General features: G+C 45.5%; 22 protein-coding genes and 2 pseudogenes. 3 read left to right on the top strand and 21 right to left on the bottom strand.

The annotated features are described in order from the left end of the window. Positions 1 to 259: 259 nt before the first annotated feature. The 7 genes and pseudogenes from LBPC_RS09585 to LBPC_RS09620 all read right to left on the bottom strand — a co-directional run bounded on the left by LBPC_RS09585 (position 260) and on the right by LBPC_RS09620 (position 6,886). Entirely contained in the window at positions 260 to 940 is a 681-nt protein-coding gene (locus tag LBPC_RS09585) for a type 1 glutamine amidotransferase domain-containing protein (RefSeq protein WP_003573210.1), read from the bottom strand. After that, positions 937 to 1,269, bottom strand: coding sequence for an ArsR/SmtB family transcription factor (locus LBPC_RS09590; protein WP_003566249.1), 333 nt, complete (start codon positions 1,267 to 1,269; stop codon positions 937 to 939). The genes LBPC_RS09585 and LBPC_RS09590 overlap by 4 nt, the downstream gene beginning before the upstream one ends. A 211-nt stretch (positions 1,270 to 1,480) precedes the next feature. Then, the gene (locus LBPC_RS09595; RefSeq protein ID WP_004562075.1) at positions 1,481 to 1,744 is read right to left on the bottom strand and encodes a hypothetical protein; all 264 of its coding nucleotides are present in this window, start codon (positions 1,742 to 1,744) and stop codon (positions 1,481 to 1,483) included. A gap of 106 nt (positions 1,745 to 1,850) precedes the next feature. Then, positions 1,851 to 3,507, bottom strand: a pseudogene (locus LBPC_RS09600) (ATP-binding cassette domain-containing protein). Next, positions 3,497 to 5,098: an ATP-binding cassette domain-containing protein gene (locus tag LBPC_RS09605; protein ID WP_025376093.1), complete on the bottom strand. Its 1,602-nt coding sequence runs from the start codon at positions 5,096 to 5,098 to the stop codon at positions 3,497 to 3,499. The pseudogene LBPC_RS09600 and the gene LBPC_RS09605 overlap by 11 nt, the downstream one beginning before the upstream one ends. A gap of 422 nt (positions 5,099 to 5,520) precedes the next feature. Further along, positions 5,521 to 5,919: an iron-sulfur cluster biosynthesis family protein gene (locus LBPC_RS09610; protein WP_016383585.1), complete on the bottom strand. Its 399-nt coding sequence runs from the start codon at positions 5,917 to 5,919 to the stop codon at positions 5,521 to 5,523. Positions 5,920 to 6,010: 91 nt separating this feature from the next. After that, positions 6,011 to 6,886: a phosphotransferase enzyme family protein gene (locus tag LBPC_RS09620; protein ID WP_004562069.1), complete on the bottom strand. Its 876-nt coding sequence runs from the start codon at positions 6,884 to 6,886 to the stop codon at positions 6,011 to 6,013. Between the two features lie 217 nt (positions 6,887 to 7,103). On the opposite strand from LBPC_RS09620, the gene LBPC_RS09625 reads away from it, so the two are divergent. Beyond that, positions 7,104 to 7,307 (top strand): helix-turn-helix transcriptional regulator, encoded by a 204-nt coding sequence (locus LBPC_RS09625; protein ID WP_016365960.1) that lies wholly within the window; start codon positions 7,104 to 7,106, stop codon positions 7,305 to 7,307. Continuing rightward, complete coding sequence (locus tag LBPC_RS09630; protein ID WP_004562067.1) at positions 7,294 to 7,818, top strand: DUF3278 domain-containing protein; 525 nt, start codon at positions 7,294 to 7,296, stop codon at positions 7,816 to 7,818. Before LBPC_RS09625 ends, LBPC_RS09630 begins: the two co-directional genes overlap by 14 nt. Before the next feature lie 339 nt (positions 7,819 to 8,157). Here LBPC_RS09630 and LBPC_RS09635 read toward each other — a convergent pair. Next, positions 8,158 to 11,372, bottom strand: a pseudogene (locus tag LBPC_RS09635) (LysM peptidoglycan-binding domain-containing protein). A gap of 353 nt (positions 11,373 to 11,725) precedes the next feature. On the opposite strand from LBPC_RS09635, the gene LBPC_RS09640 reads away from it, so the two are divergent. Further along, positions 11,726 to 12,487, top strand: a complete 762-nt coding sequence (locus tag LBPC_RS09640) for a matrixin family metalloprotease (RefSeq protein WP_004562064.1) — start codon at positions 11,726 to 11,728, stop codon at positions 12,485 to 12,487. A gap of 174 nt (positions 12,488 to 12,661) precedes the next feature. Here LBPC_RS09640 and LBPC_RS09645 read toward each other — a convergent pair whose 3' ends face one another. The 13 genes from LBPC_RS09645 to LBPC_RS09705 form a co-directional block, all read right to left on the bottom strand. After that, positions 12,662 to 13,429, bottom strand: a complete 768-nt coding sequence (locus LBPC_RS09645; protein WP_025376091.1) for a DeoR/GlpR family DNA-binding transcription regulator — start codon at positions 13,427 to 13,429, stop codon at positions 12,662 to 12,664. 451 nt (positions 13,430 to 13,880) lie between these two features. After that, entirely contained in the window at positions 13,881 to 14,636 is a 756-nt protein-coding gene (locus LBPC_RS09650) for an IS3 family transposase (protein WP_016364649.1), read from the bottom strand. A gap of 140 nt (positions 14,637 to 14,776) precedes the next feature. Next, positions 14,777 to 15,028, bottom strand: a complete 252-nt coding sequence (locus LBPC_RS09655; RefSeq protein ID WP_002816285.1) for an IS3 family transposase — start codon at positions 15,026 to 15,028, stop codon at positions 14,777 to 14,779. Positions 15,029 to 15,057: 29 nt separating this feature from the next. Continuing rightward, on the bottom strand, positions 15,058 to 15,273 hold the full coding sequence (locus LBPC_RS09660; protein WP_040167375.1) for a hypothetical protein: 216 nt from the start codon (positions 15,271 to 15,273) through the stop codon (positions 15,058 to 15,060). A 580-nt stretch (positions 15,274 to 15,853) separates the two neighbouring features. Further along, a complete protein-coding gene (locus LBPC_RS09665; protein WP_004562061.1) occupies positions 15,854 to 17,002 on the bottom strand; it encodes a GH25 family lysozyme in 1,149 nt (382 codons plus the stop codon). Positions 17,003 to 17,012: 10 nt separating this feature from the next. After that, a complete protein-coding gene (locus tag LBPC_RS09670) occupies positions 17,013 to 17,459 on the bottom strand; it encodes a phage holin (protein ID WP_004562060.1) in 447 nt (148 codons plus the stop codon). Next, positions 17,456 to 17,662 carry a hypothetical protein gene (locus LBPC_RS09675; RefSeq protein ID WP_004562059.1) on the bottom strand — a complete coding sequence of 69 codons (207 nt, stop codon included), beginning with the start codon at positions 17,660 to 17,662 and terminating at the stop codon, positions 17,456 to 17,458. Before LBPC_RS09675 ends, LBPC_RS09670 begins: the two co-directional genes overlap by 4 nt. Next, the gene (locus LBPC_RS09680; protein ID WP_032781205.1) at positions 17,643 to 18,029 is read right to left on the bottom strand and encodes a hypothetical protein; all 387 of its coding nucleotides are present in this window, start codon (positions 18,027 to 18,029) and stop codon (positions 17,643 to 17,645) included. The genes LBPC_RS09675 and LBPC_RS09680 overlap by 20 nt, the downstream gene beginning before the upstream one ends. 34 nt (positions 18,030 to 18,063) lie before the next feature. Further along, entirely contained in the window at positions 18,064 to 20,124 is a 2,061-nt protein-coding gene (locus LBPC_RS17180; RefSeq protein WP_004562057.1) for a BppU family phage baseplate upper protein, read from the bottom strand. Continuing rightward, positions 20,105 to 22,189, bottom strand: coding sequence for a phage tail protein (locus LBPC_RS09690; RefSeq protein WP_004562056.1), 2,085 nt, complete (start codon positions 22,187 to 22,189; stop codon positions 20,105 to 20,107). Before LBPC_RS09690 ends, LBPC_RS17180 begins: the two co-directional genes overlap by 20 nt. Positions 22,190 to 22,201: 12 nt before the next feature. Further along, positions 22,202 to 23,020, bottom strand: coding sequence for a phage tail domain-containing protein (locus tag LBPC_RS09695; RefSeq protein ID WP_004562055.1), 819 nt, complete (start codon positions 23,018 to 23,020; stop codon positions 22,202 to 22,204). Between the two features lie 3 nt (positions 23,021 to 23,023). Further along, on the bottom strand, positions 23,024 to 26,020 hold the full coding sequence (locus LBPC_RS09700; protein WP_004562054.1) for a phage tail tape measure protein: 2,997 nt from the start codon (positions 26,018 to 26,020) through the stop codon (positions 23,024 to 23,026). Next, positions 26,020 to 26,253, bottom strand: coding sequence for a hypothetical protein (locus LBPC_RS09705; protein WP_032781203.1), 234 nt, complete (start codon positions 26,251 to 26,253; stop codon positions 26,020 to 26,022). The genes LBPC_RS09700 and LBPC_RS09705 overlap by 1 nt, the downstream gene beginning before the upstream one ends. Positions 26,254 to 26,288 lie beyond the last annotated feature (35 nt).

The raw sequence follows: 26,288 nt of genomic DNA on the forward strand, positions 1-26,288 counted from the left end.
AAACCAAACCCTAGCCATGTAAATAGAACTGCTGTGTGATTCACAGCAGCAGCACATTGACATGGACATGGCTTGGTTAAACTTTGTCATCACGGCGACTCCTTCCGAAGAAATTAGCAACAGCATACTTTTAAAAAAATAGTTCGTCAATGTGAAAATTTAAAAAATTGACTCATTGGCATTGCATCATCGTCATCATTTGGCAACAAAAGTTCGATGTATCAGTGCTTATAGGCAACATAAAATCAGCATTAAAAAACTAATGTTTGAGTTGCGGTACCAGTAAATCAGTCAGTGCTTTGACAGAAAATGGGTTTTGTCCGGTAATTAGCTGACCGTCTTGAACTGCAAACGACTTATATGCTCTTTTTTGTACAAAATGAGCATTGTGTTTATTTGCAACCGTTTTGTTTAAAAAAGGAACAACTTTTTGTTTACCGGCTAAAATCTCTTCAGCATGTGTAAAACCTGTGATCTTCTTACCAGCAATCAAATACTGACCAGCTTGGTCTTTGATATTTAGCAAACCAGCGACGCCATGACAAACTGATGTCACGTATCCTTGATGCTGATAAATTGCCAGCGCTATTGCTTGAAGTGCCTGATTGTCTGGAAAATCCCACATAACGCCATGGCCCCCAGTGAAATAAATGGCGTCATATTCAGCTGGATTGACTTGCTCTGGCCGTAATGATGCTGTCAAAGCGCGTTCTTGAAAATCGTGATCTTCATATATTTTCATGATTGCTGGGTTCGTATATTTCATGCTTCGTGGATCAAGGGGGACAAAGCCGCCTTTCGGACTCACATAGTCAACCGCGATGTTGGCTTGCTGCATCGCATCAACAAATTCTGCTGCTTCTCCCAACCACAATCCGGTTGGTTCATCTGTATGCTGATAACGTGTTGTATTCGTTAACACAACAAGTACTTTTGTCATTTTGCTGCCTCCTGAATCACGGATGTCACATCATCCAAAACTTGTTTCAGCTGATTAATTGAGCTTGTATCATGGGATAAATAATAATAATTCCGCGTTCCCTCGCGCCGGTATGCCACTAATCCCGCCTGCTTTAAGATTTTCAGGTGATGTGAAACCGCAGGCCGCGATAACGCAGTCGCCGTCGTCAGTTCACTTACGCGTTTTCCCTGACAAGGTTGATCCGCTAACAAAGCGATGATAATCGCTTGACGCTTTTCATCGCCCAGCGCGACAAGAAAATCACCAACATCAGATAGTTCTTTTTGCAACTGTTTTAGGCTTGACATTTCTTCACCCTTTCGTTTAATTATTTAAACCATTAAAGCATGTAATGTTGTTAAAGTCAATAAATCGACACTTGGAGGTGAGACCACGATTACTGGGATTTTCCTTCCACAGAAATGCGCTTGTCTACTCCTGACCGGCAACAAAAAAGCTGATCACAGCGTGTTGCCGCAACCAGCTAAACTGAACCAAAAATACCATCTGACTTGACGCCTATGCGTGCGCTGATTTGCGCATCAAAACGGCTAACAAGGCGATCCCTGCAAGTGTGAACAAAATTGCCGGTATCAAATTAGCGGCCGTAAACATCACGAAGGCCATCGTGGCGAACAAGCCGCCGATCGACAAACCAATGCCCCATTTTTGAACGGCTGTCAAGCTATGGAAAGAGGTGCGGAAACCTAGCGCCAGCAACAATGAACCAGCAAAAGCAACGAGTCCAAAAATAATGTGGCCTAAAATCAACCAGTTGAACATATGTGTCTCCCCCTTATCGTTTGCGGACAAATGCCAACTGCAAAAGCCCGTGTGTCATTTAAAAGTATGACGTCTTAACTATACGTGAGACTATCACCCCTGCCAACTAAATCTTTCGAGAATAATCACCCGGTAACATTTCGCCCGCCACATGGAGTTGGCCGTCCTTCAACACGACTGCATGATCCCAAAAACGGCCAATATCATGCCGATGTGAAATGACAATCATCGCCACCGGCAGCTGCCGCAAGAGGAGGCCAAGTGTCTGTGCCGAGGCCGCATCAAGATTTGCGAACGGTTCATCCAAAAGTAACATCGGCCGCTGAGCCAGCAAAGCGCGGGCAATCCCGATTTTTTGCAATTCCCCAGCCGACACATTGACACCATCTTGGCCATGCACAAGCGTGGCCAGTCCTTGCGGGAGACGCGCAATAAAATCGGTTAGCCCAACTTGGTGTAGGACAAGCGTCAGTTGCTGATCCGATACTTGCCGGCCAAGCGTGACATTATTGGCCAATGTGTCCTCAAATAATGCAACAACCTGCGGGACAAAGCTCATGCTGTTTGCTGATGCCGCCAGATCGCGCTTGTCTGTATCTTCAAACTGAATCGTTCCAGCTTGTGGCACCAATAAACCTAGCATGAGGCGAAGCAAAGTTGATTTGCCGCCACCACTTGGACCAGTTATTAACATTTTCGCGTGTGCAGTCACGTCGAGCTCTAACTGTAGCTGGTTCAAAGTCGGTTGCGTAGCATCAGGATACGTGTAAGTGACATTATGAAGAACAAATTTAGCTGGTTTTTGTCGTGACTGTCCACCTGCCAACTCCTCTTTATGCAGCGATTGGATCAACGGCAACAACCGTTTGACAGACACCAAGTTGCGCGTCAATTCAGCATACTGACTTGGCATACTGTAAAACAACCAAGTAAAACTCGGTGTCAACATGGAAAATGCAGCAAATTGACCAATGGTGATGACCTTGAAGCCAACAAATAGCAGCTCAATGCCTAAAATCGCAATGTCAAAAACGAGCCCCAACGAAAATCCCATCACAACTGTTTTGACTTGTTGCATCCCCATCTGATACTGTGCCTGAGAAAACTTCTGATAGGCGCCGTTAAATAGTTGCATACCAAACTGTTCTTTTTGATAGCTTTTTAACAATTCGCGGCCGTTCAAAATTTGCAAGAGGCTTTCCTGCATCTGACTATTCTCAATCTGTCGCTGATTTTGCGCTGTTTGCAAGCGACCGGACATCATCTTCGGAATCAAAAGTGCCGTTGCACACAGACCGATGATCAATAGCGTTAGTTGCCAAGAGCTGAATAGACCAAATGTTCCAGCAGCTAAAAAGGAAAAACCACCAACCACCAAAGCCGTCATGGAGCGCATCAACAACGGCGCAGCAGTCTGCACATCCGTGGTGAACCCGTTGACCCGCCGCCCGCTAGCTTGATTGTCAGTTGCAATCGGCCCATTCATCCAAAGCTGCCATCAATTGCGTTTGAATTCTTTGAATCAATTGATACTGACCGCGCGTTTGCAGCTTTGCCATCACAAAGCGACCTAACCCTATCGCCAAAGCTGTAGCTGCAGCTAACGTGATCATGCTGACTGTAAAAGCAGCATGTTGCATCACACTTTGAATCACTTGTGCCAGTGATAACTCAAGACCAGCACACCCCAAGGCCAGCAACCATAAAATCGAGACAAGTGGACTATCAACAAGCCGCCAAACTTTTTTCAAATCAGTTATCATGGCGATCACCCACCTTCAACACCTGATCGGCCGCAGTCACAAAATCAAACGTGTGCGTAATGATCACAACCCCGCGCTTCTTAGCTTCCTGCCGCAGCAGTTGCATGACTGCCTGTTGATTAACCGCATCAATGTCCGACAATGGTTCATCCAAAACAATAAATGGACTATCTGCGGCAATACCGCGAATAATTCCTAATCGGCGCTGTTCACCCGGAGACAATTGATTAGGTTGTAACGTCTGGTCAAGATCGGCAGCATACCGATCAAGTTGCAGTTGCTGTAATAATGCAGGCAACTTTGTTGGATCAGCCTGAGAAGCCAATAGCAAATTAGCCGTCACGGATGCCGTAAACATCACACTCCGCTGCGGCACAAACGCAAACAACGATGCTGACTTGATTTTAGCAGGCACACCCTGAATCTCGATTTTGCCAGTCGTTGGCTGCAATTCGTTGAGAATCAGCTTCAGTAAGGTGGTTTTCCCAGCACCATTTGCGCCGATCAAAAAGGTGATGCCTTGATTATGAATCTGAAAATCCAGATGTTGTAAAATTTCCCGATTCGTTTGCGGGTAATGGAAACTCACCTTTGTGCCGCGAATTTTGATCGTATCCGGCTGATAGTCCCCCTTCATAGGCGAAAATACCGGCATTACCTGCTGTGTCAGTCGTGGCAATACGCGATCAATAGAGGTTCGTTGCTGAGCCAAGAAACCAATCGTCGGCGCTAATCCCAAAAATGGCCATAGGATTGAACCCACGCCAGCATTCCAGGCACCTAACAGACCGGCAACTGAGCTGCCAGTGACGGTTAACATGGCAAAACCCACCATCAACGTTAAGACCTCAGCCAAATAGACGCCACCATTGAAAATACCGGCAAGCGCGCCAGAGGCCGTTGCCATTTGCTTCATGCTTGGCGCCGCTTGCTGAAAATAATCAGCGTGTCGTTGACGATTGTAAGCAAACACATTCAGATTGCGAACCACAGCGACATTTGCCAAAAAATCATTGAAAAACGCTTTGTGCTTGTCATCAATTTGAATAAAAGTCGTTTGCGCTTGATTTTGTTGACGAAACAAGCCCCGCGAAACACCGGCAAATAAACCGCCGAATGCTACAAACATCAGTGCCAAATGCCAAGACTGCGTCACGACATAAATGACGCCAAGAAAAACCGTGATCCCAAAATCGACTAGTGGCAAAACCCCTGCATCCAGAAATTGCATGATATGCTGCGTGTCCGTTACGATCAGATTAGTGGCAGTTCCATTATCGGGGACCTGTGTCGCGTCGTCTTGCAAAAAGTTAGCCATCAAAGCGGTCGCAATGTCACCACTGACTCGTCGTTTGAGACGTTCTGTGACAACGCCTGACAAAAAATAAATCCCAGTGTAGACAACCGCTGCCGCTAACATCCCAGCAAAAATGGCCACAAGCAAGTTGACCTGTCCTGAAAGTGCAACGGTCAAACCAAGCTGTATCAGCATCGAAATTAAAACGTTAAAACCATCAATCAGCACTCGTAGTGTCAGTAAGCCAAGCAACCAGCGATATCGGATAGAAGTGATTCGTAAAATAGTTTGCATGCTTTAAGTCCCCTTCAAGCGATTGGTCTGGCCAATCGCTAACTGTTGGGACTGCGCTTTTGGCAACATCATGCACCTACGCAACAGCTTCAAAACACACTTGCTCGCGGCCACACAAAAAGACGGCTTCGCAGCCGCCTTTAATCAACGCAAATAAAACATACACATGACTAACGACCAGAAGCATCCCCGCGAACCGCAACCAAAAAACTGATTGCCAACGCAGTCCCTGCGTTCAAATTTGATAGGGTAAAGCGTCCATTGATCCGCATTGGAAAATGCCTCCGTTCTGTTTCAAATTTTATTAGCTGTAGCTTAGCAGACGACAAAACCATCGTCAATTAATTTGCCTCATCAGCAACACAAAAAGTGTACCCATTTCATTTTCACTAATGCGCTAAATCATCACAGCACCAATTTTGCTAACAAGTTGCGCCGCTAACCATGATTCCTTTTTTGAAGGCTGCCAATACATCTGCACCATTGGCGATTCGAACACTGCCATCCAAATAAGCGTGAGCATCATCCTTAATGCTGATCGCCCCATTTTGAAAATCCATCGCTAAACCGCTGGCAAAGAAAATCATGTCATAGTCAGACGTATATAGATCCAGACCCGCATCATTTTCCAATTTCACCTGATAGTCCGAATCCGGCTGATCAAGCACAATCAACGTAAACTTCGTCCCGATACTGCAGGCGCCGCCTTGCAACGAATACCGCCCGCCACCATCATCTGTAATCAGCAACAACGTCTTCTGATCAATATGCTTCTTCTTCATCAAATCAACAAAAGCCTGCGATAATTTGATCGTTGCCATTGTATCGTCACCTTTCTTGTTACTTACTTTTAGTGTGACACTTTCGGGCGGGAAAATCAATTGTGCGCGAGTGAATTAACCATTCATTTGATCATACCAGTGATGAAACAAGTTCGATTGCATTTTGAAAAACGCCTGCAAGACTAGCTTGCTCATTGATGACAATCAACAACCCCTTCACCAACCAAAGCTGAACCGTCATCAGAAAAAGATGGCGGTCAGTAATTTGAATCCCAGATAAAGCCAAGAATTCATTCAAATATGCCATCAGATCCTGTTTATTTTTCGGCATAAAACCTTGAAACAACGCCGCAAAGTCCAACAACTTCGGGCCAAGCCGAGCTTCACCAAAGTCGATGACAACGACTTGCCCTGAGTTAGTCACCAGTAAATTCCACTTCCCTAAGTCTCCGTGAATCCAAGCATCGCGGGACTGATCAATGCGCTTCAGTTCAGGAACCATGGCGGCTATCTGATGAAACAGAACTGGCTTCTTTTCAGATAATGCTTCTCGATGGGCACGCCATAATACGGCCAATGGCATTGAATCTGGTGGCGAAAATGAATAGTCAAATTGATCCAACACTTGCCGCATTTGCCGATAGCTTTTAAGCGTTTCACGTAAGGATGGCGGCCGTTCTGTGCCTGATAAAAATGCCTGTACTTGATACGTCTGGCCTTCAATGACAACAAATGGCTGACAAGCGATACTTAATAAGATCTCAGGCGTGAGTTCAAGACTTCTCTGACGCACAGCATTGCTCACTGCAAACTCAAAGACTGCTTGCTTTTGGCTTTGAATAGTCTTAACGATGTATCGCCCTGTTGTTGCTTCAACTTGCCATGCCATGCTGGTTTTGCCATTGTGCAAGGCCTGTAGATGCCGAACGCTACCTAAACTGTAAGCTTTCGCCACACTGTCAATTATTTTCAACTCGCACCTTCTCCCAAACTTACACAAATCCATTCACGATTCCTGCCCAAGACGAAAGTAATCTTGTCACGACCTAATTTTCTCACCTTGCTTCGCTGGTGTCGCCGTTTTTCGATTGACCCCGGCTAAAAATTTCAATCCAACAAGAGTACTAGAAAAAGTGTCAATTATAATTGACAAACAGTGAGAATTTTCGTACATTGATGATGTCATATAAATGTGACATTTAAAGATGGTGGGAGGTAAACTCATGAACCGCGTACGCGACTATCGGCGGGCACAGAAAATGTCACAACTGGCTTTGGCGGAAAAAATCGGCGTTGCTCGGCAAACCATTAATCTCATTGAGAACAGCAAATACAATCCTTCTTTGGATCTTTGTCTCAAACTAGCCTGGACGCTAAAAACTGATTTGAACACCTTATTTTGGAGGGAAGAAAGTGAATCGAATTGAAAAGAAGCTGATAAAAAACATTTTTGGCATTCAGGGTCCCGTTGACGAACGGGCACTCGCAATTATTGGCCGCGCCTCGATGTACGCAGTTTTGGGAATTCTTATCTTTGAAGTGATTGTTGACATTGTTGGCATCGCGTTGCCTATTTATCATGATGAAACGGCTTTTGAAATCTTGTTAATGATCCAGTTCATGGGCGTTATTAGTATTATCATTGGCACAATTTGTTTAACCATCGGGAGATCCGGCTTAAATCATCAAGAAGTAACACCGGAAAAATACTCAGCCGCACTGAAAAGGATACAGCTTAAAACAATATGGTGTGGGACTTTAACAATAATTAATGTTCACGTCATTGAAGCGCTATTATCACTGAAAGAACGGGCATTACTGACAAGCTTAACTAGTCCACGGCAACTTCTGCAGACGATTGTTTTTGGTTCTATATTCTGCCCGCTTATATACTGGATTGCAAAGCGAAATCTCAAAGTTGTTTATGTTGACGATTGAAGCTATACTTTCCGCACTCTGCTGATAAACAGGGCTGGTCTATGCTGGGAGTGGCACACTTGCCCTCTGAAAATCTATCAAGGTCCTATTTCTTATAAAACAATTTGACCCTAGAAACGTCATACATTTCTAGGGACAAATTGTTTCCGCCTTTTGCTGTCAGCCTTTAAAGCAACCTTTTTTTGTCCCAGTCAGTAAAACAAAAAGATAATACCTTCATTTTACCCATCAAGTATTCAATAATTCCCTGATATACAAGAACCACCGCGGGAATCGAACCCGCGTGCAGAGAAGATTATCCGCAGCACCAGCGTGGTTGAAGATCATTTTAGGCAAACATTAATTGCCGTTATACGTGCCGTCATTGCCAGTTGCAACAGCCGTCGTTGCGGTGTAAATATCACCATTATCAACCACGTAGACTCCGATCACAATATTCTTGAAGCCTGAGTTAATAATATTCTGATAGTGTCCACCCGTGACGCCACCGTTATTTTCTGGACGTTCCCCAACAATATATTGCTGGAACATCGCATTTGCAATCAAAGTGCTTAATTTATCGGCATTACCAACAACATCCTTTTTGAAAAACTGCGAACTAGAAATGTTTTCAGTGCTCCGATTCATGTAAGTTTCGCCTTTTTGGTAGCTGACCTCTTCATGACCAGTAGCAGGCGGATTTATCGGCCGCGTGTGGCTAAAGTTGTACATGACTTCAACAGCCCGCGGTGCTTCCATCTCGAATGCTTTAGTGTCAGAGGTGATAACTGTTTGCGTCTTGTTCGTTCTTGCCTGTTCGCCATTCACAAGCACATTGAACTTTTTAGCAACGGCTTGAGTCAGCTCAGCATCGGTATACTGCTGGCCTTGCTCAATCGAAACTTTTTGATCCTGCTTTGTGACTTGATCCTGAATGAGCACAATCACAGCATCATTCACACTCTTAATGGCACCGATGATCGTGCCTGCTGCAGCAACATTGCGCCAAACATTGGTCGTCGTAACTGTCGTGACCATATCCCAGTTGTTAGGATCAAGTACTGTCGCTGACGTTGGGGTTGACGAAATCTGGATGTAGCCCGTCTTATCGGCGAGTGCAAAACCACCTTCATCTACATCCACTTCTTTATAAACGGTTTTAGCTTCTGGCTTGTGATACTTGTTTGTAAATATCGTCGTCTCCGTGGTATGACCAGTGCTATCCGTTGACGATTGCCAAGTTGAAGATTGAGAAATGAAGTAATAACCATCTGTTGAAGTCAACATATTTCCCTTGTCATCAACATTAACAGTCTTATTGATCACCGTGGTATTTGGCTTCGTATCCTTTTTCCACACAATGGTGGTCGTGAAGGTCGTCGTGATATTACCAGTCTGAGCATCGGTAACATCAGCGGATTTTCTAGAACTAGAAACCTGCGTATAGCCGTTCGTATTTGTCAAAGTGTTGCCAGCATCATCTACATTAACGGTATTGTTAATGATAAAACGTTGCGGGGTTCGCTTCCATACAACAGTCGTCGTAATCGTTGTCGTGATGTTACCAGTCTTAGGATCAGTCGTATCAACAGATTGCTTAGAGCTAGAAACAACTGTGTAACCATCCGTACTGGTTAAAACATTTTTATCTTCATCAACGTTAACCGTTTTGTTGACAACTATATGCGTCGGGGTTTCGTTCTTCTTCCAGACAACAGTTGTCGTGACTGTGGTTGTGACGTCACCGGTCTTAGGATCGGTGGTGTCAACGGATTTATCCGAACTGGAGACCTTCGTGTAACCATCCGTGCTGGTCAAAACGTTACCAGCTTCATCCACGTTCACCGTCTTGTTGACAACTTGGTGCGCGATCTTGTGATAGATATTGGTTGTGGTGTAAGTCGTAATGGTATCACCATTAGCCAGTGTTTCTACAGTTTTAACTGGGGTTCCAGCTGTGATCAACTTGTAACCGGTAAGATCGATAAGAACTTGCCCATTTTCATCTTTGTTGATCGTGACCTGTTTTTCAGTATCCTGTGGTACATGGATCGTTGGAATTGTCTTTTCTGCATCAGCAACTGTTTGTTGAACGGCGGGCAATGTCTGTTGGTGGTCCGTCGTATCAACCTGGCTACTTGTGTTGCTGCGGTTGTTGTGTTGGCTTGAGCAGCTTCCGCATTGGTTTGAGCTGTGGCCAACTGATCATTCCAAGTCGCCATCTGGGTATTCAAAGCTTCGATCTTTTGATCAAGTTGGTCGATCTTTGTATTCAAGTCAGCCAGTTGTGCTTTGACAGCTTGGGCGGCTTGGCTATTTTGACTGGCAACCGAGGTCGGAAGTGCCTTTAAGGTCGTTTGTGCCTGAGCAAAGTCGTTTTGAGCCGCTTTAGCTTCATTGTCAACGCTTGTTAGCGCCTGGTTAGCAGTAGTGAGGTTCTGAGTGGCTTTGTTGGCAGCCTGTTTGGCTTGTGCTAAGGCAGAAGTTGCGTCCGCCAGTTGGCCTTCATAACTGGTCAATTTACCTTGTGCAACGGCTAGCTGAGCTTTGACAGTTGCGATAGTTGCTTGTGAATCCGGGTTATTTTTAGACTTATCAGCAAGTGTATTCAGCTGATTTTGCAAATCTGTCATCTGCGCAGACAACGTTTTAACCTGCGCCGATGCCTGATCAACAGCAGTCTGCTTAGCATTCACAGCTGCATTTGCTGTGTCAAAAGCAGCTTGCGCTTGAGCCACTGCAGTTTGGGCCGCTGGCAATTTTGCCTGGGCCGCGTCAACCTTGGTTTTGGCTGCATCAACGGCAGCTTGTGCAGTTGTCCGCTTGGCTTGAAGATCGGCCAATGTTTGAGCATTCTCAGTATTGAGCAAAGCCGTCAATTTGGCTTCGGCTTCTGCTTTGGCCTTGGCTTCGGCGGCTGCCTTAAGGGCGGCTTCGTTATCTTTGGTGGTCTGATCAATCCCCGTTCCTGGGGTGGTTACTTGCTGCCCAGCGCCGGAATTTCCAGTTGTGCCAGCGCCGCCAATGGTTGTGTATTTCACCTCAGCCTGTTGTGCCGGGGACGCCACTGCCGGCTTGGTCGGATTCAGATTAAACGTCTGATTCGTGCCAGCAGCATTTTGCGTCGTTACTGTTGCGTTGTCGCCACTGCCTTGCAGAGAAAGCTTAGCGCCAGCATAAATCAAGTTCACGTTAGCAATGCGGTTAATGGCTGCCAAACGATCAACTGAGGTTGTGAAACCTGTATGATTCAGCGCCTCGCTGATCGTCGAAAGTGTGTCACCCCACTGAATATCATAAACCGTGCTATTCGACGCCTTAATCTGCGCCTCAATCTGACTGACTGGGCGCAGGGTCCAAACTCGTCCATTATTTGTCTGTGATTGTTGCGAGGTTGCTGGTTGATCACTTGCATGCACAACCTGGCCACTAGTCGCCAAACTAATGCCTGCTGTCCCCAATGCAAAAGCGGTCAAACCAATGGCTAACCAACCATGATGTTTGCTGTGAACCAAGGTGACCTTGTGTTCCTTATCTGTAAGTACTGACCAAAGCTGTCGTCTCATTGCTCTCATCGTTACTCCTCCACATTCTTTTATGAAATTACAAATGTTATTATACTTCGTTATTAACAAAGCTTGTATTTATTACCCCAAATCAAAGCGTATTCTCATAATTTTCTTTTTTTATTGAAGCATCACCTTTTTGAATTGATACGTAAACGTGAATTGTACTTCCCAATTTGACCAAAACCATTTGTCGAGGCAACTAAAGCCGTCCTTTATAACCTTAACCTACCGTTTCGTCACACGACCAAGTTCCTGCGATATCCTTAAAAATTCAGTCCAAAGCTGCACGACAAACTGCGATAAGGTAACATACAATAACAGTATGCTTTTGCAAACTCATTTTGGAAACGAGGCCACTCATGAAACATCGCAACCGTTTATTTTGGCTGATTATGCTTGTGGCTGGGATCTTTTTAATCTATAGCACTGAAAGTCCGGTGCCGATCGCTGCTCGCAACACCGTCAAGCAAGGCATTAGCAATGTCTGGACCGCCACAACTGATACCGTCAGCACTTGGCTAAACGGCGGTCCGCGATCTGTCGCAAAAAATGGTGCGTCAATTGCCAGCACCGCGCCAAGTCAACCGAGTCAGGTACCTTCAGCCACACCGAGTCAAGCGGTCGATGCCACACCTGCCTTGAGTATTGTTCAAGGGCACCAACTTCGAAGTGTCTATTACTACCATTTTGATGACGACTTGCCACAGTCTGAACACGATGTCTTTTTAAAAGCCGTCAAAGCGTATAACGCAACGGGCATCGTCAAACTGGTTGCCGGTCAAGGTAAAAAATCCGATAACCAGATCACGTTTTCCAGTTATAAAAAAGAAATGTCAGCAAAAAGTTTTGGCTCAACGGAACTCGGTGCTGGCGGCCCGACAATTATTGTCGAAACCTATGGCAGCCAAGTCACCGTCATCAACCACGCCCGCGCCAGCCTGAATCTTTCTTATCCTTTACAATCGGTCAACGATGCAGTCGCGATGCACGAGCTCGGCCATGCGTTGGGACTCGATCACAGTCAATCAAAAGCATCCGTTATGTATCCAATTACGCAAGGTGTTAGTCAGTTGTCGGCAGGCGATATTGCGGGACTGAAGGCGATTTATGGCAGTCGATAAAACTGTTTTATTTAAAACAGTCAATCTTGGTACTATCTGATTTTTTGTAAAAATTGCGTTACTCAAATCAGCATCATTATTTTTAAATGGGAAATCATTAAATACTATCAAAAACCTCGGGCAAAATTTGAAAATTTTGCCCGAGGTTTTTATTATTTGTCAAACTAATTTCCCTTACCAAACGGTCACTTGAATGACGTTGATACCTTTTCTGCGCGCTCGCTGCAACACCGCTTCATCTGCAAAACTATCTGTGATTAAAATATCCACCTTGCCAAGATCAGCAATGTGATACTGCTGAGTAGCACCGATTTTTCGATAATCTGCTAGGCAGATGACACACTTTTTCGCCTTTGTAACCATCATTGAATCGATCGCTGCCGCCTCTGCATTACTTGAAGTTAGGCCACCGTCAACCGAGATGCCGTCACAGCCGATCACGGTGACATCGGCTATCGCTGACGACAAAAAGTTCAGCGTTTCACTGCCAGCCAGCACACTTTTCTTTGTACTGACCCTACCACCCGTAATCATAATCTTAGTGCCCTCATGCCGCGCACAAGCAGTTGCACATGGATTGTTGGTGATAACGGTCACTGGTATTTTAGCCAGTTCATTGATGACTTGCAGACACAATGAATTGGCGTTCATGAAAAGGGTGCTGTACCGCGCAATGTAATGGGGAACAGCCGCCGCAATCTTTTGGGCAATCACCGCCAAAGTTCTCTGCTCACCCCCACCATGTCCGGCAATCGCTTCAACAAGACCGTTGTGCCATTTAACCCGCCCCATGGCATGCAATATTTTCAGGTCCCGCCTGATCGTGATTTCGGAAACCTCGAGCCGAAGCGCCAATCCTTTCACAGTTGCAATTCCGTGCCGATCAACCAGTCGTTCAATGTCAGCTCGCCGCGCTTGAACGTTGGCCAGTGAATTTTTCATTAAGCTTGCTCCTATGTTGTGACTATTGAAGTTCCTGTCATATTGGTAACCCACCACAATTGTTTGCATGTTTGATTGCCAAATACCCTAAAAATGTGCAATCCCACTTTAGACTCAAGTCACTTATCGCTTCAACGCCATCCGACTCGTTGTCTATCAAAACCAGCCTTTCACTTTCAAAAAACTGAAAAATAATCATAAAACCTGCAAATGATCTTATACCGCAATTGTGTTAACTAGGACGGTCAGCGTACACTTTTGTATGTTAATCGTAACGATTACGATTTTCAACTTCGAAAGGATGTGCTTTTTATGTCTAGTTCCTCGCATGGATTGAAGTCAATATTTGAGACAGATTTTAAGAGACATTCAGGACCGCGTTTACCTTCCACAGCTCAAATAAATCATTAATCGCGATTAATAACTTATTTGAACCCTGGAAAGCATTAAATCAGGCGGCCATTTGGCTCGTAAGTGTTGCAATTTCAACTTGTAAGGGGGTCTGGTAGCCCAGTGAACTATGAATTCTCTTCCTATTGTAGAAAGCATGCACATATTCAAAAAGGACGGCAGCGGCAGTTTCATAATCTTCAAAGACCGGCACTGGATAAACACATTCCTTTTTGAGGGAAGCGTGAAAGGATTCCATTGGCGCATTATCATACGGACAACCCTTACGGCTGTATGAGTGGCGGATATGTAGTTCAGTTAAACGTTGATTGTAATTATCGCTGGTATACTGTGATCCTAAATCCGTATGGATAATCAGGTCCCCAGTAATGGTTCGATTTTTAACCGCGCTTTCAAGGGTCTTTAAGACTAAATCAGTATCCATCTTTTTTGAGAACGAATAGCCGATAATCCGTCGTGAGTGCAGGTCCATGATGGTTGATAAGTAACACCAGCCATTACGCTTCGTTTGAATATAGGTCATATCAGCGGTCCATTTTTGATTTAAACCAGTGGTCGAGAAATCCTGCTTAAGCAAGTTGGGACGCTGTTCAACCTTGGTTTTGGAAGCCGAAGCCGCTTTCCACTTATTGACGGTAACGGAGTGGATATCCAGTTCCTTCATGAGCCGGGAAATCCGTCGTGGACTGCACCGAAGCTGCAGTGGTTGAAGTTCCAGATTCAATTCATGGTGGATCTTCATAACACCGTATCGCTGCTTAAATTCCGCAAAGATCCGCAGAATCCGTTGTTTCAAGTCCGCATCTTAGGCCCGGCGTTTTGAAGGTTTGGGGGATCGATAACGATAATACTGAGCTCTGGAAACACCGAGGATTCGGCACATCTTGGTTACCTGGTGGTGATGGCTTTCTTGGTGAATGTAATCAAAGATATTGGTTACTTCTGCGCAAGGAAGCCCAGGGCTTTTTTTAGGATTTCGTTCTCCTCAGACAGCGAAGCCAGTCGCTTTTCCATCGCTTTGATTTCGTCTGGCGATTTACCGGATTGAGTTTTGGCCTGGCCCTGGATCCACTTATGAACTGTTGAATAGCCAATGCCATATTCTCTGGCCAGTTGAGCAGCTGATTCGCCTTGCTTATATAGGTTGATAATGTTTTGTTTGAATTCTTTGTCGTAACGAGTTGGCATGTAAAAATTCCTTCCTTTTGAGAGACGATTTATTCATTATACCCTCTCTTAAAAGTTGTCTCAGGAATCAGCTTACATCCATTTAGTAGTCGAGCCATTTCAAGTGCATTTTTTTGCGCAATTTTAGCCGTATCAGCAGAAACAACTCGAATAATAGAAAGTAATACAGATTCAAAGCTTGCATTGTCATCTGTAAAGTGTGCATTTGCCAATTGGGTTATAAGCGTAAATAAAGACGTTGCCATGTTTTCTCCTCTCCTGTCCCATATAATGTGAAGTTATACATTGTGGGACGGACCAGCTAATAAGTGCTGATATATAGGTATTTAAAGTATACAACACAGTGTCCCAAATTCACACAACAACGTTCACTCATATGATTAAACATCGTTGCCTATAGTAAACTGAAATTTTCATACAAAAATCCCCGTCAATTTAACCCTCAACAGGTCAGACTTGGCGGGGATTTTGGCGAGGAGCGTACACATTTCCTGCCAATCGTATCCTTTATATCTCCCGAAAATACCGTTAAATCAACATCTCGGGTTCAATTTACATGTACCTTCTATTCCCACTCAATCGTTGCATTTCTTGACTTAATAGCTTTTAAATATGTGTGTTCCATTTTCTTTCCATATTTTGGTTAAATTTCGCATTTTATGCACAAAAATAAGCCTCCCTGAGCAAAGGAGGCAGAATGGCAAGGCCTTATAGACTGACTAAAATATTTAGTTGCTTACGTATCTTATTTTACAGCATTATGCCCGTGCTTAAAAGCAACAAAAAAAGCCCCCCACCCGCGTTAGCGAGCAGAGGGCATTTTTGTTACCTGATATACAGGCTTTCGCTCGGGTAGATCAGACTGTAGATTGACTTGCCATTGTTAGCCGCCAGTGTGTACATGCTGATTCCGTACTTATAGGCAATACTCCAGAAGCTATCACCATAGCGGACTGTGTAGTACGTGTGGCTTACCGGCGAAGTATATCCAGACGAACGCGAACCATAGCTCTCACCACCATTTACGCCCAAGGAAACATAATGATACCTGCCTGAGTAGCTGAGATAACGCGCCCAAACATATGCGCCACGGATATACACGTGATCATAGATCAGGCTCTCACCAGGCGCATAGCTACCGATGGCTGCATAGTCGGTGCCGGCGCCAGTGCGGATGTTAACAGTCGCGGACGGCTTGAACACACCAGTTTGCGCATAGTCGGTATCACTGGCCACGTTTGATTTTGCTGGCTGGCTTGGTGCCGGTGTTACAGGTGCTGACGGGCTAGGTGTCTGATTCGCAGTAAAGAAATCATCATATAGCTGACTGACATCAAAGTTACCATAGCTACCAGCGAATTGTTGATCACTCCGAAATTGCCAAGCATGATGGCTCGTGTATCGATCACGACTCGTGTTATATGGATAATCAGCAATCCAGCCTTTATCAACAGACATTTTTGTGCCAACCCAACTACCCATTGTATAGATAGTTGACCGATACCCAGCTGCTTGAACAACTTCCATAAATGCCTTGTTGTTTGCGGTATTCGCCGCATAACTATTATTAGCTTGCTCGCTTCCCTCCACATCGGTTGCTAGAACAGCTCCAATTGGAAGGCCTGCAGACTGAGCTGCGGCTACGGCAAATCGCGCTTCTGCACGTGCTCCCTCAACCGTGGTGTAACGGGCATAGTGATAACCGTTAAGATAAAGTCCGGCTTGCTTCGCACTAGCCAAATTATACTTGGCTGTTGGATCTACATAAGTGGTCCCCTCACTAACCTTTTGAACAACTGCTTTGACTCCATAATGAACCAGCATGTCATAGTAATTGTCATACGTCATCAATCCGTTGTGATTGGAAGTATCCACCATATCGGTATTTGCTGCATTGACCTGCAATGGCAAGGCAAAAGAAATAGCCGCCAAGAAGGCGACTACCAAAGTGATTAGTTTAGTTTTAAATTTCATGGTGTCCTCCTTATTGCTGTGGAGCAACAGACGATGGTGCCAGCTGAGCCTTAACTGCATCTGCGGCCGCCTGAGCTGCGGCAGCTACCTTGTCTTGATTAGACGCTTCCTGATCAACTGTCTTTTGCGGATAGGTTTCTGCTAGGCTGTCTTTCAAGTCCGCAAAAGCTTTCTCAACTGCGTTGGCAATTGTCTGCTCGTCTGTGCTGGTGAAACCAAGCGACTTCAAACCATCTTTCACAGCTTGAATGGCAGTCGATTTCTTAACCGCACCGTCAATCGCCTGTGTTACACCAAGCTGTTCTGCCGCAGTTACGGCCGCGTTTGCTAATGGGCCTAATACCTTTACCAAAGTGAGCGCTTGCTTGTTAGCCAGCAATTTTTTTGAGATCCAAGCCCCAATGATCGGGATTGCTGCTACTGCAAGTGATACTACAAGATCTGTCCAATTATTCATGATTTGTTTTCCTTTCTGAGGCGCTCATTCTCACGTCTCAAACGGTCATTGTCTGCGCGTAATCTGTCGTTCATGTCCTCAAGTTCATCATGCCTGTTCTTCCGTTTACCCTCGCGGTAGGTCATAAAAGCGATGAGAGCCGAAGCAATACCGGCAATGTATGGAGCAGAACTGACAATAATTTTAGTTATCGCTGCTGTCACGGCTGTCACTCCTTCGTGCCAGAATCAGCACGAAGGCTGTTATGATCGCATTGCTGATCCAATTTGAGTAGATTCCAGTTGAGATTGAGGTCAGTAATTGCAGTATTGTCAAGAACGACATTAAAAAGCTAGTAGTCGTAAGCAACAGACGATTGGTTATTGCCAACTGTGTTTCCCATAGCACCCAACCCCCAATCCCGAGCCCATCAATGACAAACAAAAACCCCACAATGTCATCGTTTAACCAGTCAGAGTAATGTGGGGGCCAGATGAAATAATGGTCATTGATGATTAGAAACAAGCCAATGGCGATCATACCAATGGCGAGTACTGAGTGTGTCGGGTGATCTCTGATCTTGTTTAGCATTGTCATCACTTCCTTTTATACGTAATGTTAGCGTTTAAAATCTGAGCAAGATATTTCTCCATTGTGTAACAACGCCAATATAATGATCATCATTAGTTTGAGCTAGTTTTCCATCAATAATACCAATGCGACTGCCAACAGTTAGTGAGGATAGAGGCGTATCATCGCGGCTGAGATAACCAGCATATTTGACGACCCCCTGTTCTCCGGGAGCAATGTCTTCAAGCGCAATTCCATATGCCATATAGACGGCATCTGTTGGCCCCATTGCGATTCCTTTGCCAATGTCGGTTAGTTTTATTGGTGTTCCATCTTTAATGATATCCTTGCCGATATTCGTAATACGTGCAGTTTCATCGCAGAACTCAATTGGCAATCTTGCGCCGGCAGAATTAACGGACCAATATGGTACCTTAGTATTGCCACCGCCTTTCAATTCAAAGCGCATACCGGTTTTGCTATCAGGGACCTCCTCCATGACGTATATATACTTGTCAATATCACAATTATTGATGGTAACGTAGTTCATATCGTCTCCCGATCCGTAGGTACCAAAACGAATAGAGTAGTCAGATCCCGTGACAAATTTGCACTGATTGAATGTGAAGGTATTGTCCTTTTGATTAGCGTTGTCATGTGCAGACCAAACGCTACTTACCGACTTAAACACAGTATTTTCAAAATCATATGAGCCACCAGACCCAGTGCCAATCGCGTAGGCCTGTGTGGCTGACCACAAGCCTGATGCATTGCCAAGGTGCTCGATGTGACAATTTTTGACAACGCGAGTCAGTCCTGATACGCCATTGCCAGTCTCGTCATGCACAGCATATCGAACGTTTTTGCCGATGATGTCCAAATTCTCAAGCGTGTGTGTGTGCAGAATGCTGATCACGGATATGCGTGTAGAACTAGTCTTTGTTGCAACATTGTCTGGTACCTCAAAAGTTATTGTCGCGTGAGGGTTACCAATTAGGCTAACTCGATCGGGCAAATTCAATCCAAACAGCTCACCTGATGCCGCCGCATCAACACTTGTAATATAACTAGCGCCCCCCATAGCCGTATATAGATCATAAACGCCTTCTTGAAGATATATAGTCGCATCACTATAGTTCGTATCATTTGAAAGATCATTAATTGCTTTTAGTAGTTCCGGCGCTGTTGATACTGTGATTTTTTTGTGATTATCGGCTAGTAAATGTTTCCCTGTTATCCATATGCCAAAAACGCCCGCTGGAAATGTTCGCATATCGTTGGTTATATCAGCCAAAGGCAAATTAAACACTTTTGGCGTAGTACTTTGTGCAGACACACAGATATATCCATCTTGATCTGCAGTGTACTCAATATCGCCAGTTATATCCGTGGTCGAAAACTGAGATAATTTGTTTCCCTGAATATCAGTGAACCCAGAGAAAAATAAACGCGCTTGCAGTATTGACCAAGTCTCTCCCTTATGAACATGAACTTTATTGTATGCCCACATGCCAGTAGCATTTGTTGTTTGGCCAACAGGTTGACCCACGTTTCCAGAAAAGTACCAATAGGCATTTTCTACTGCATTGCTTTTATCCAGAGATTGATTAATTATCTTGATAAGATTTTTGTTATAGAAATTTCCATCAGAAAAATATTCGTAAATAGCATCAACTTTTGTTTTCAAGTCTCTGACCGTGCCATCGATTATAGTAATATAGTCATCAGCTTTGTCTTGACTGATATCGATAGATTCTTTAACGATGAAAGTTAAATCATATGTTGCTTGCTGTCCATCAGTATCATTAAGCGAGAAGTATGCCTTTGTGATTTTTCCAGCTTCCGACCACAATGCGTTAGGAATTGCATAATCAAACTTGCCGTTTGTAGGTTCAGTTAATGTTACGCCGGCGTTGTCGGATACCACAGCGGTTCCATTTGCTGTTTCAGCAATCAGATTAACTGTCTGATGAGTCAAGTCAACCGCAGTCCCGCGGTCTGTAATTGTCACGTGCAGTGTAACAGCACCGTTTTTATCGCCTTGGCGTCCTATGATCGGCTCTGGGATTGTTGAATTGTAACTATCAAGTAAGATGTCATATGTTCTGATTGCCATTTGGTATCAGTCCCTCCATTTTTTCCAAATCTTTGTAAGTGTCTTTTGTATCAACGAGGCGCTGATCCTCAAATCCTCGGCGCTTGCCTTTCAGTTCCCAGCCAAACGATGAATTAGGACTGTCTGACGAAACGATAAAGTAGTTCTTGCCACGTTCGGAAACCCATAAATGCGCATCACTGTAAGCTGTCAAGAACACTTGGTAAGGCTTGTCTGTATTAATCAAATCAAAAACGAGCGGATCAATGTCTACTCGCACTGTTTTGTCATCGTCCGTTTTACTTTCGCTAATATCCCCGACATAGTTTTCTGCCAACTCATATGCAGGCGTAGCACGAACACCATCACGCGTGACTTGCACAGCATTTTTTGAACCGTTATAGACGTTGAAGTTGCCAAGAATGTCAACATGGTCGGGGTAGACATTGAGTTGGTTACCTGCCCCAGCATTGGCACTCAAAACAATTCTACTAGGATGAGTTATCCAAAACGCATTGTCCTGTGTGCCTGTAATGGCACTCCGCAAATGTCCGGGAAGAGAATATCTTGGGTCGCTCCGTGTCGCGTCTTTTGGGATGCTAAGAACGCTCCCATATCCCGCAGAGTTACCAACATCGGCAGCAATATCCAATACCTGTCCGGCATATGCACCATAGTAAACTCCGCCAATCGCGCCTGTACCCATGTCGTGTGAAGATCCCACTTGGCCGAGAGTAGTTCCCTTCGTACTAAACGTAATGAACCCAGAACTAAGCCTAGTCTTAAAAAGGTTATCATCAGTAACCGTTTCAAATGCCACCCCAGAAATGAGGTTACCAACAATTCGCTCAGCAACAACGCCATCAGCAGTGATAGCGCTTTTGAATGCTTGGCCTCCGTCAGTAGATACACCTAGACCGGCGCTGTTAAGAATCACAACCTTATTTGAGTCTGACTTGTCAACAGCGATTATTCCTTGATCCGTGAAGTTGAGCTGCGTTCGTGCCGCTAGAAGACTATTAGTCGCCAGCTGCGCCTGTGATGTTAGCCATTCATTAGGCACTGGAATCTTGCCAGCGGCTACGTTGGATAGTGTTGATTGTGATGTCTTCTGCTGTTCGGCAAATGATAGGCTACCGCATTCAACTTCCGTTTTGGTTCGTGTGCCGCGAATATCGTAATCACTGGTTACTTTGATGATCCTAACCTTGTCACTGAAGTTAAGATTCTCATCAATCACTGTGATATAGTCGCCGGGTTTTGCCATCGCGTATTTGTAGCCAACAGATTGCAAGTCAACAAGGTTTAGGGTGAGTGAGATTGCCCAACTCTTGTCAACTCTTTCTTTCACAGCAGCAAGCAGATTGTCGGCAATCGTGTACCGCTCATCAGCAATAGGAACAGCTTCAATGGCGCCAAACTTGGGATAGTAGTAATCATACAGTGGTGACTTGTACTCAACTTCTAAACGCTTGCTTGTGGTGTCATCTGGTTTGCTGTATGCACCATATCCACGTCCATAGGTGGCAAAGCTTGTGTTGTCAGTCTGAATCTCTGCTGTGTCCAAATTGAACTTTTTACGAACGATGGTAGACAGATCAGACCCCATGGCTGGCACGACATGAACAACTGTGCCTTCAACCGAGAACTCAACGTTTGCTTGATCAATGATGTCGTTGAACAGTGACAGACGGTCACTCATACCCCAATCTTGCTTTTCAAAAGCCGCAACTGAGGCCGTGTTGTCGTACGTGTAACCGGTGCCAGCAAACAAAGCGTCAAGATAGCTGGCGAGCGGGTGTGAGCCATTCCATTTTTCGTAAAAGCCTGTCTTGCTCATTTTGTAGAAGAATGCCTGAACCGCGCTGAACGCCACCGTGTTCTCTTTATCATTCTTCGTGTATGTGACAACAACGTATTCTTCATCAAGAAACGATAGCGTCCAGCCTTTGGCGATGTTTGCCTTAACATCTTGGCCAAAATAGATTGTCCCCGATAATGACTTCTCACCATTCACCGCATCGGTTTTATCAATCTCGCACTGGGCTTGATATTCATTATTCTCAACGTCTGTGAATGTGATCAATAATCACGCCTCCTATGCGTATAGATTTTGAAAACCGAGAATCCGGACTTTGCCTGGCACGTTGCAAGTAATTCGGTTAGGCTTATCCGGTTGCAAAATAAAATAGGCCTTGTTCGTCTTGCTGACGATGCTCAGCCCATTCTGGGTGTAACTAAATCCATTCAGCAAAAACACGTCACCTGAAGCTACACTACCGCTGTATGTCAGCTCAGTGTCATCTATTTTGAACGACAATGAAGATGCCGAACCAGTTGCGGTGAATTGGATAGTGAACCCTTGCTCGAGCTGATTGCATGGGACGGTGCCTTGGTATGGAACGTTGCTGACAACATCAATATCATTCGGTGGTGTTTCACCGTAAGGCAACTTCATCGTCTTGAATTCGGCAGTTAGCTTATACAAGAGTGTCCCATTGACGTTGCCAACAAGCTCCATCTCAGGCGCCTCAGTGTAAACGAGGAACCGCTTGTGAGATGGATAGTTGCTCAGCTTGTCGTAGTACCCACCAGACGTCTCACCAGGTCGTTCCATGGCCGTGTTGGGTGTTGTTTTGAGCTGAGTGATGTAATACCCGTCTGGGTCGGAAAGCAGCGCATACAGCTTCTCACGAAGTGTTTCTTCCTCGTCTATGTCGTCAGCACGGTAGTAACCGGTGATATTGATTGTCTTGTCTGTGTGCCAGCCTCCAAAATCAATATTGCCGTTTCGCTGATCGAGCTGCTTGCTGTTTCGAGTGACCGATGGTGCTGACTCCTCGAAATCAGTTATTAGCACCTTATATTGGCTAAGGTAGTATCGGCTACCATCAAGCTTTTCAACTAATAGATCCATGTACTACCCTCCAATCGGTCGAAAGTAGCTGCTGACGGCTGCGTCATTAGCGTCCGCTTCTTTGACCATGCTGTTAATGCCGTTCTTATCTACGTTATTTTGAACGTAGATGTTAGGCGTGATTCGTTCGCTTGCATCAATTGACTGAGTGACATCGCCCGAACTGAATTGCGTGCCAGCCATAGACAAGTTACTGATATTTGCCGACATGTTGTCAGAAATATCGCTTGCCATACCGGAAACTGTCTTTTGAACAGCTCCGAACGACTTTTGTAGTCCTTGATTTAAGCCGCCCATGATCGCATTACCAGCGGGGATTAAGAGCTTGGCATCATAGCTGATTGGGCCTTTGTGCTGTTTAATCCACGAAGCGATACCACCAACGAACCCCTTAACGGCTCCCCATGCGGCTTTCAAGCCATTCAAAAGTCCATCCATGATTGCTCGACCGGCTCCAATAAGAATGCCACCGGCACCACTGAACAGCCCTTTGATACCGCTAATGCCTCCACTTACAGCACCCTTGGCACTACTCATTGCACCGCTAATTGTATTGACGATGCCGTGGAAGATGCTACTTACAACTGATCCTAGGCTGCGCAAACCAGAAGCAAGGATTTTTATTGCTCCTCCGACAAGAGCAATGCCAGCAGCAAGGACAACAAGCCCTGCGCCTCCGACAACCCCGCCTGCGCCTAATACAACGAGAGCAGCACCAGCCAAGGCGCCACCAGCGGCCAGAGCAACCAAAGCAACTCCATATGCCAGAGCAGCAACTGCACCGGCCGCATCAGCAACCGCGTTGGCAGCACCAGCAGCGGCAGCAGCTAGTAATGCACCACCAGCAGCGGCTCCAGAAGTAGCTACCAAAGCTAACCCCGCTCCAAGAAGAAGACTAGCAGCCCCTGCAAGTGCAATGCCAACTGCTAATACTGCCACTCCAGCAGCCAGAACAACAACTGCAACTCCTGCAAGCACAATGGCAGCAGCGGCAATTGCTAGTCCCGCTCCAAGTACAATAGCACCGGCACCAGCAACTAATGCGCCAGCACCGAACACAATCAGTGCTCCGCCTAATGCCAGAATGCCGACAGCGGCAGAAGTACCATAGGTTGCAATTGTCGGCAGTTGAGTAGCCAATAGCGCAAGCCCAGCGGTTGCTAATGCAATCCCTGCACCGACAAGTAAGACAGCTGCACCAAACGCCAGCATGCCGACGGCCCCAGCAGTCAACGCAGGTGCGACAACAGCGAAGATCAGTGCAAGGCCACCGATGGCAACACCAATTGCCAACACAAGTGTTGTTGCATTGCCGCCAGCCTTTTGGAAGTTAGTTAATGCGACAACCAACAAGGCAATACCGACTGATGCCATCAAAACCGCTGCACCCATGGCCAAAAGCCCTGTTGCGTTTGCAGTCAATGTAGGTGCAACCAGTTTCAAAACAGCGAGAATGACAACAATCGATGCTGTCATTGCCGCTAATGCCACAAGACCAGCGGTGCCAGTCTTAGCTAAGGCGGCAACACCGAACGCTAATGCGGCAAATCCGGCTGCTGCTAATCCAATGCCAAGACCAGCACCGGCTGCCTTTGCGCCCATGGCAGCAATCTGACCAGCAGAAGCAGCCATCGGTTTAGGCAGGCTCGATGCGCTCTTCCCTAATCCTTTAATTAGCCTTACTGGTGCACTAATTGTTTTTATCAGCTTTCCTAGTCCACTTGATAATAGGCCAAAAGCCACCAATGCAATCGCAATTACTGGCGACCAAGCAATCAATCCTTTGACAAAACCGGCCATTGGGCTTTTGGACTTGTTAAGCCACGTTGCAAAATTACCTAATGCGTTAGCTACAGATTGAATTTGTGGCGCAATTGTACCAATGCTCGTTTTGATAACAGAATCGAATGCGTCTTCCATCTGAGAAATTGACTGACCAACGTTTTTGGTCATATTGCTAGAGTTGTCAGACAGATATTTATTTGCGGCCTTGGATGAGCTGCTGACTTTTCCTAAAGAATCAGAGTAAGCGTCCCAGCCAGACTTCCCACTCTTAGTTTTTTTCTCTGTCTGGATCAAAAGCGGCAGCATAGCTTTGGCGCCAGCGGCACCATACAGATTAGTCAGAGCGGCTACCTTTTGAGACTTACTCATGCCATCAGTCGCTTTTGCAACTTCTTTAAGAATTTGTGGGAACGGCTTAAATTTACCTTGAGCATCTGTGTAAGTGATACCCAATTCTTGCATTTCGCCAGCAGCCACCTTTGACGGGCGTGCCATCAGAGTTAATGCGTGAGCCAAGTCTTGAGAACCTTGTGCAGCCCCAAGACCAGCATTACTCATCAGCCCAATGGCAGTTGAGGTGTCTTTAATGCCAATGCCTAATGTGGCAGCAGTGGAACCAACGTTAGCAAATGCTTGCCCCATGTCTTCGACTTCGGCATTGGACATGTTAGCATTTAAGGCCAAGATAGCTGAATCTTTAGCTGCGTTCTTAGCGCCTCCACCCCAGATATTCATTGCTTGCTGGACAGTTGTAGCAGTACCCGCTAAATCAGCTCCGGCAACCGCAGAAGCCTTGGCAATAGCTGGAAACTCTGTTTTTAGGTCTTTGATTGATGCACCGTTACGAGCCATTTCAATCATTGCATTACCAGCATCTTGGGCACTGATGGGTAAAGTTTTACCTAATGAAAGTGCTTCTGTTTCGAGATCCTTCATATCGCCCTTAAGCGACTTGTTACTGGAACCAGCAATGACGGCTGCCTTGTTGATCGACTCTTGGAAAGTGCCATAGCTTTTGATAGCCCCGGCTGCCATAGCGCCTACAGCAACTCCCGCAATCGTGCTCGCTTTACCGATGCTTGCCATAGCTCCACCGACTCGTTGGCCTGCATTAGAAGCAGCGTCAGTGCCAGCTTTGACTGAGGTCGCTAGGCTTCCCATTGCTGATTGGAATGGTGCAATGTTTGCTGTGAATGTTGCGACTACGTTTGCCATTAGCTATCACCTCCAAATATGGCGTTGAGTTTCTTAATCATTTCGACATCAGGCTTTCTTTCTCGATTGCCATTACGTTTGAGTATCTTTTGCTCGGCTTTGTCAATATTCTTATAGCCAGTTTTAACTGATCGCTTAGGGTTCTTCGCGTTCTGGATATTGGCAATATTGACGGCAAGTTCCATCAGATCACGGCGCATATCAACATCACGCAAAAAGGACCCTTCCAACATTGAACGGGCTTCCCACATATACAAACCGAATGGCA

The organism is Lacticaseibacillus paracasei subsp. paracasei (genome assembly GCF_000829035.1).
Taxonomy (GTDB): Bacteria; Bacillota; Bacilli; order Lactobacillales; family Lactobacillaceae; genus Lacticaseibacillus; species Lacticaseibacillus paracasei.

Bases quoted from the DNA above. Each gene is read 5' to 3' on its own strand.
- LBPC_RS09700 (WP_004562054.1), bottom strand. From the start codon at position 26,020: ATGGCAAACGTAGTCGCAACATTCACAGCAAACATTGCACCATTCCAA.
- LBPC_RS09585 (WP_003573210.1), bottom strand. From the start codon at position 940: ATGACAAAAGTACTTGTTGTGTTAACGAATACAACACGTTATCAGCAT.
- LBPC_RS09590 (WP_003566249.1), bottom strand. From the start codon at position 1,269: ATGTCAAGCCTAAAACAGTTGCAAAAAGAACTATCTGATGTTGGTGAT.
- LBPC_RS09640 (WP_004562064.1), top strand. From the start codon at position 11,726: ATGAAACATCGCAACCGTTTATTTTGGCTGATTATGCTTGTGGCTGGG.
- LBPC_RS09660 (WP_040167375.1), bottom strand. From the start codon at position 15,273: ATGGCAACGTCTTTATTTACGCTTATAACCCAATTGGCAAATGCACAC.
- LBPC_RS09680 (WP_032781205.1), bottom strand. From the start codon at position 18,029: ATGCTAAACAAGATCAGAGATCACCCGACACACTCAGTACTCGCCATT.
- LBPC_RS09695 (WP_004562055.1), bottom strand. From the start codon at position 23,020: ATGGATCTATTAGTTGAAAAGCTTGATGGTAGCCGATACTACCTTAGC.
- LBPC_RS09670 (WP_004562060.1), bottom strand. From the start codon at position 17,459: ATGAATAATTGGACAGATCTTGTAGTATCACTTGCAGTAGCAGCAATC.
- LBPC_RS17180 (WP_004562057.1), bottom strand. From the start codon at position 20,124: ATGGCAATCAGAACATATGACATCTTACTTGATAGTTACAATTCAACA.
- LBPC_RS09620 (WP_004562069.1), bottom strand. From the start codon at position 6,886: ATGGATTTGTGTAAGTTTGGGAGAAGGTGCGAGTTGAAAATAATTGAC.
- LBPC_RS09705 (WP_032781203.1), bottom strand. From the start codon at position 26,253: ATGTTGGAAGGGTCCTTTTTGCGTGATGTTGATATGCGCCGTGATCTG.
- LBPC_RS09610 (WP_016383585.1), bottom strand. From the start codon at position 5,919: ATGGCAACGATCAAATTATCGCAGGCTTTTGTTGATTTGATGAAGAAG.
- LBPC_RS09655 (WP_002816285.1), bottom strand. From the start codon at position 15,028: ATGCCAACTCGTTACGACAAAGAATTCAAACAAAACATTATCAACCTA.
- LBPC_RS09595 (WP_004562075.1), bottom strand. From the start codon at position 1,744: ATGTTCAACTGGTTGATTTTAGGCCACATTATTTTTGGACTCGTTGCT.
- LBPC_RS09605 (WP_025376093.1), bottom strand. From the start codon at position 5,098: ATGCAAACTATTTTACGAATCACTTCTATCCGATATCGCTGGTTGCTT.
- LBPC_RS09625 (WP_016365960.1), top strand. From the start codon at position 7,104: ATGAACCGCGTACGCGACTATCGGCGGGCACAGAAAATGTCACAACTG.
- LBPC_RS09645 (WP_025376091.1), bottom strand. From the start codon at position 13,429: ATGAAAAATTCACTGGCCAACGTTCAAGCGCGGCGAGCTGACATTGAA.
- LBPC_RS09665 (WP_004562061.1), bottom strand. From the start codon at position 17,002: ATGAAATTTAAAACTAAACTAATCACTTTGGTAGTCGCCTTCTTGGCG.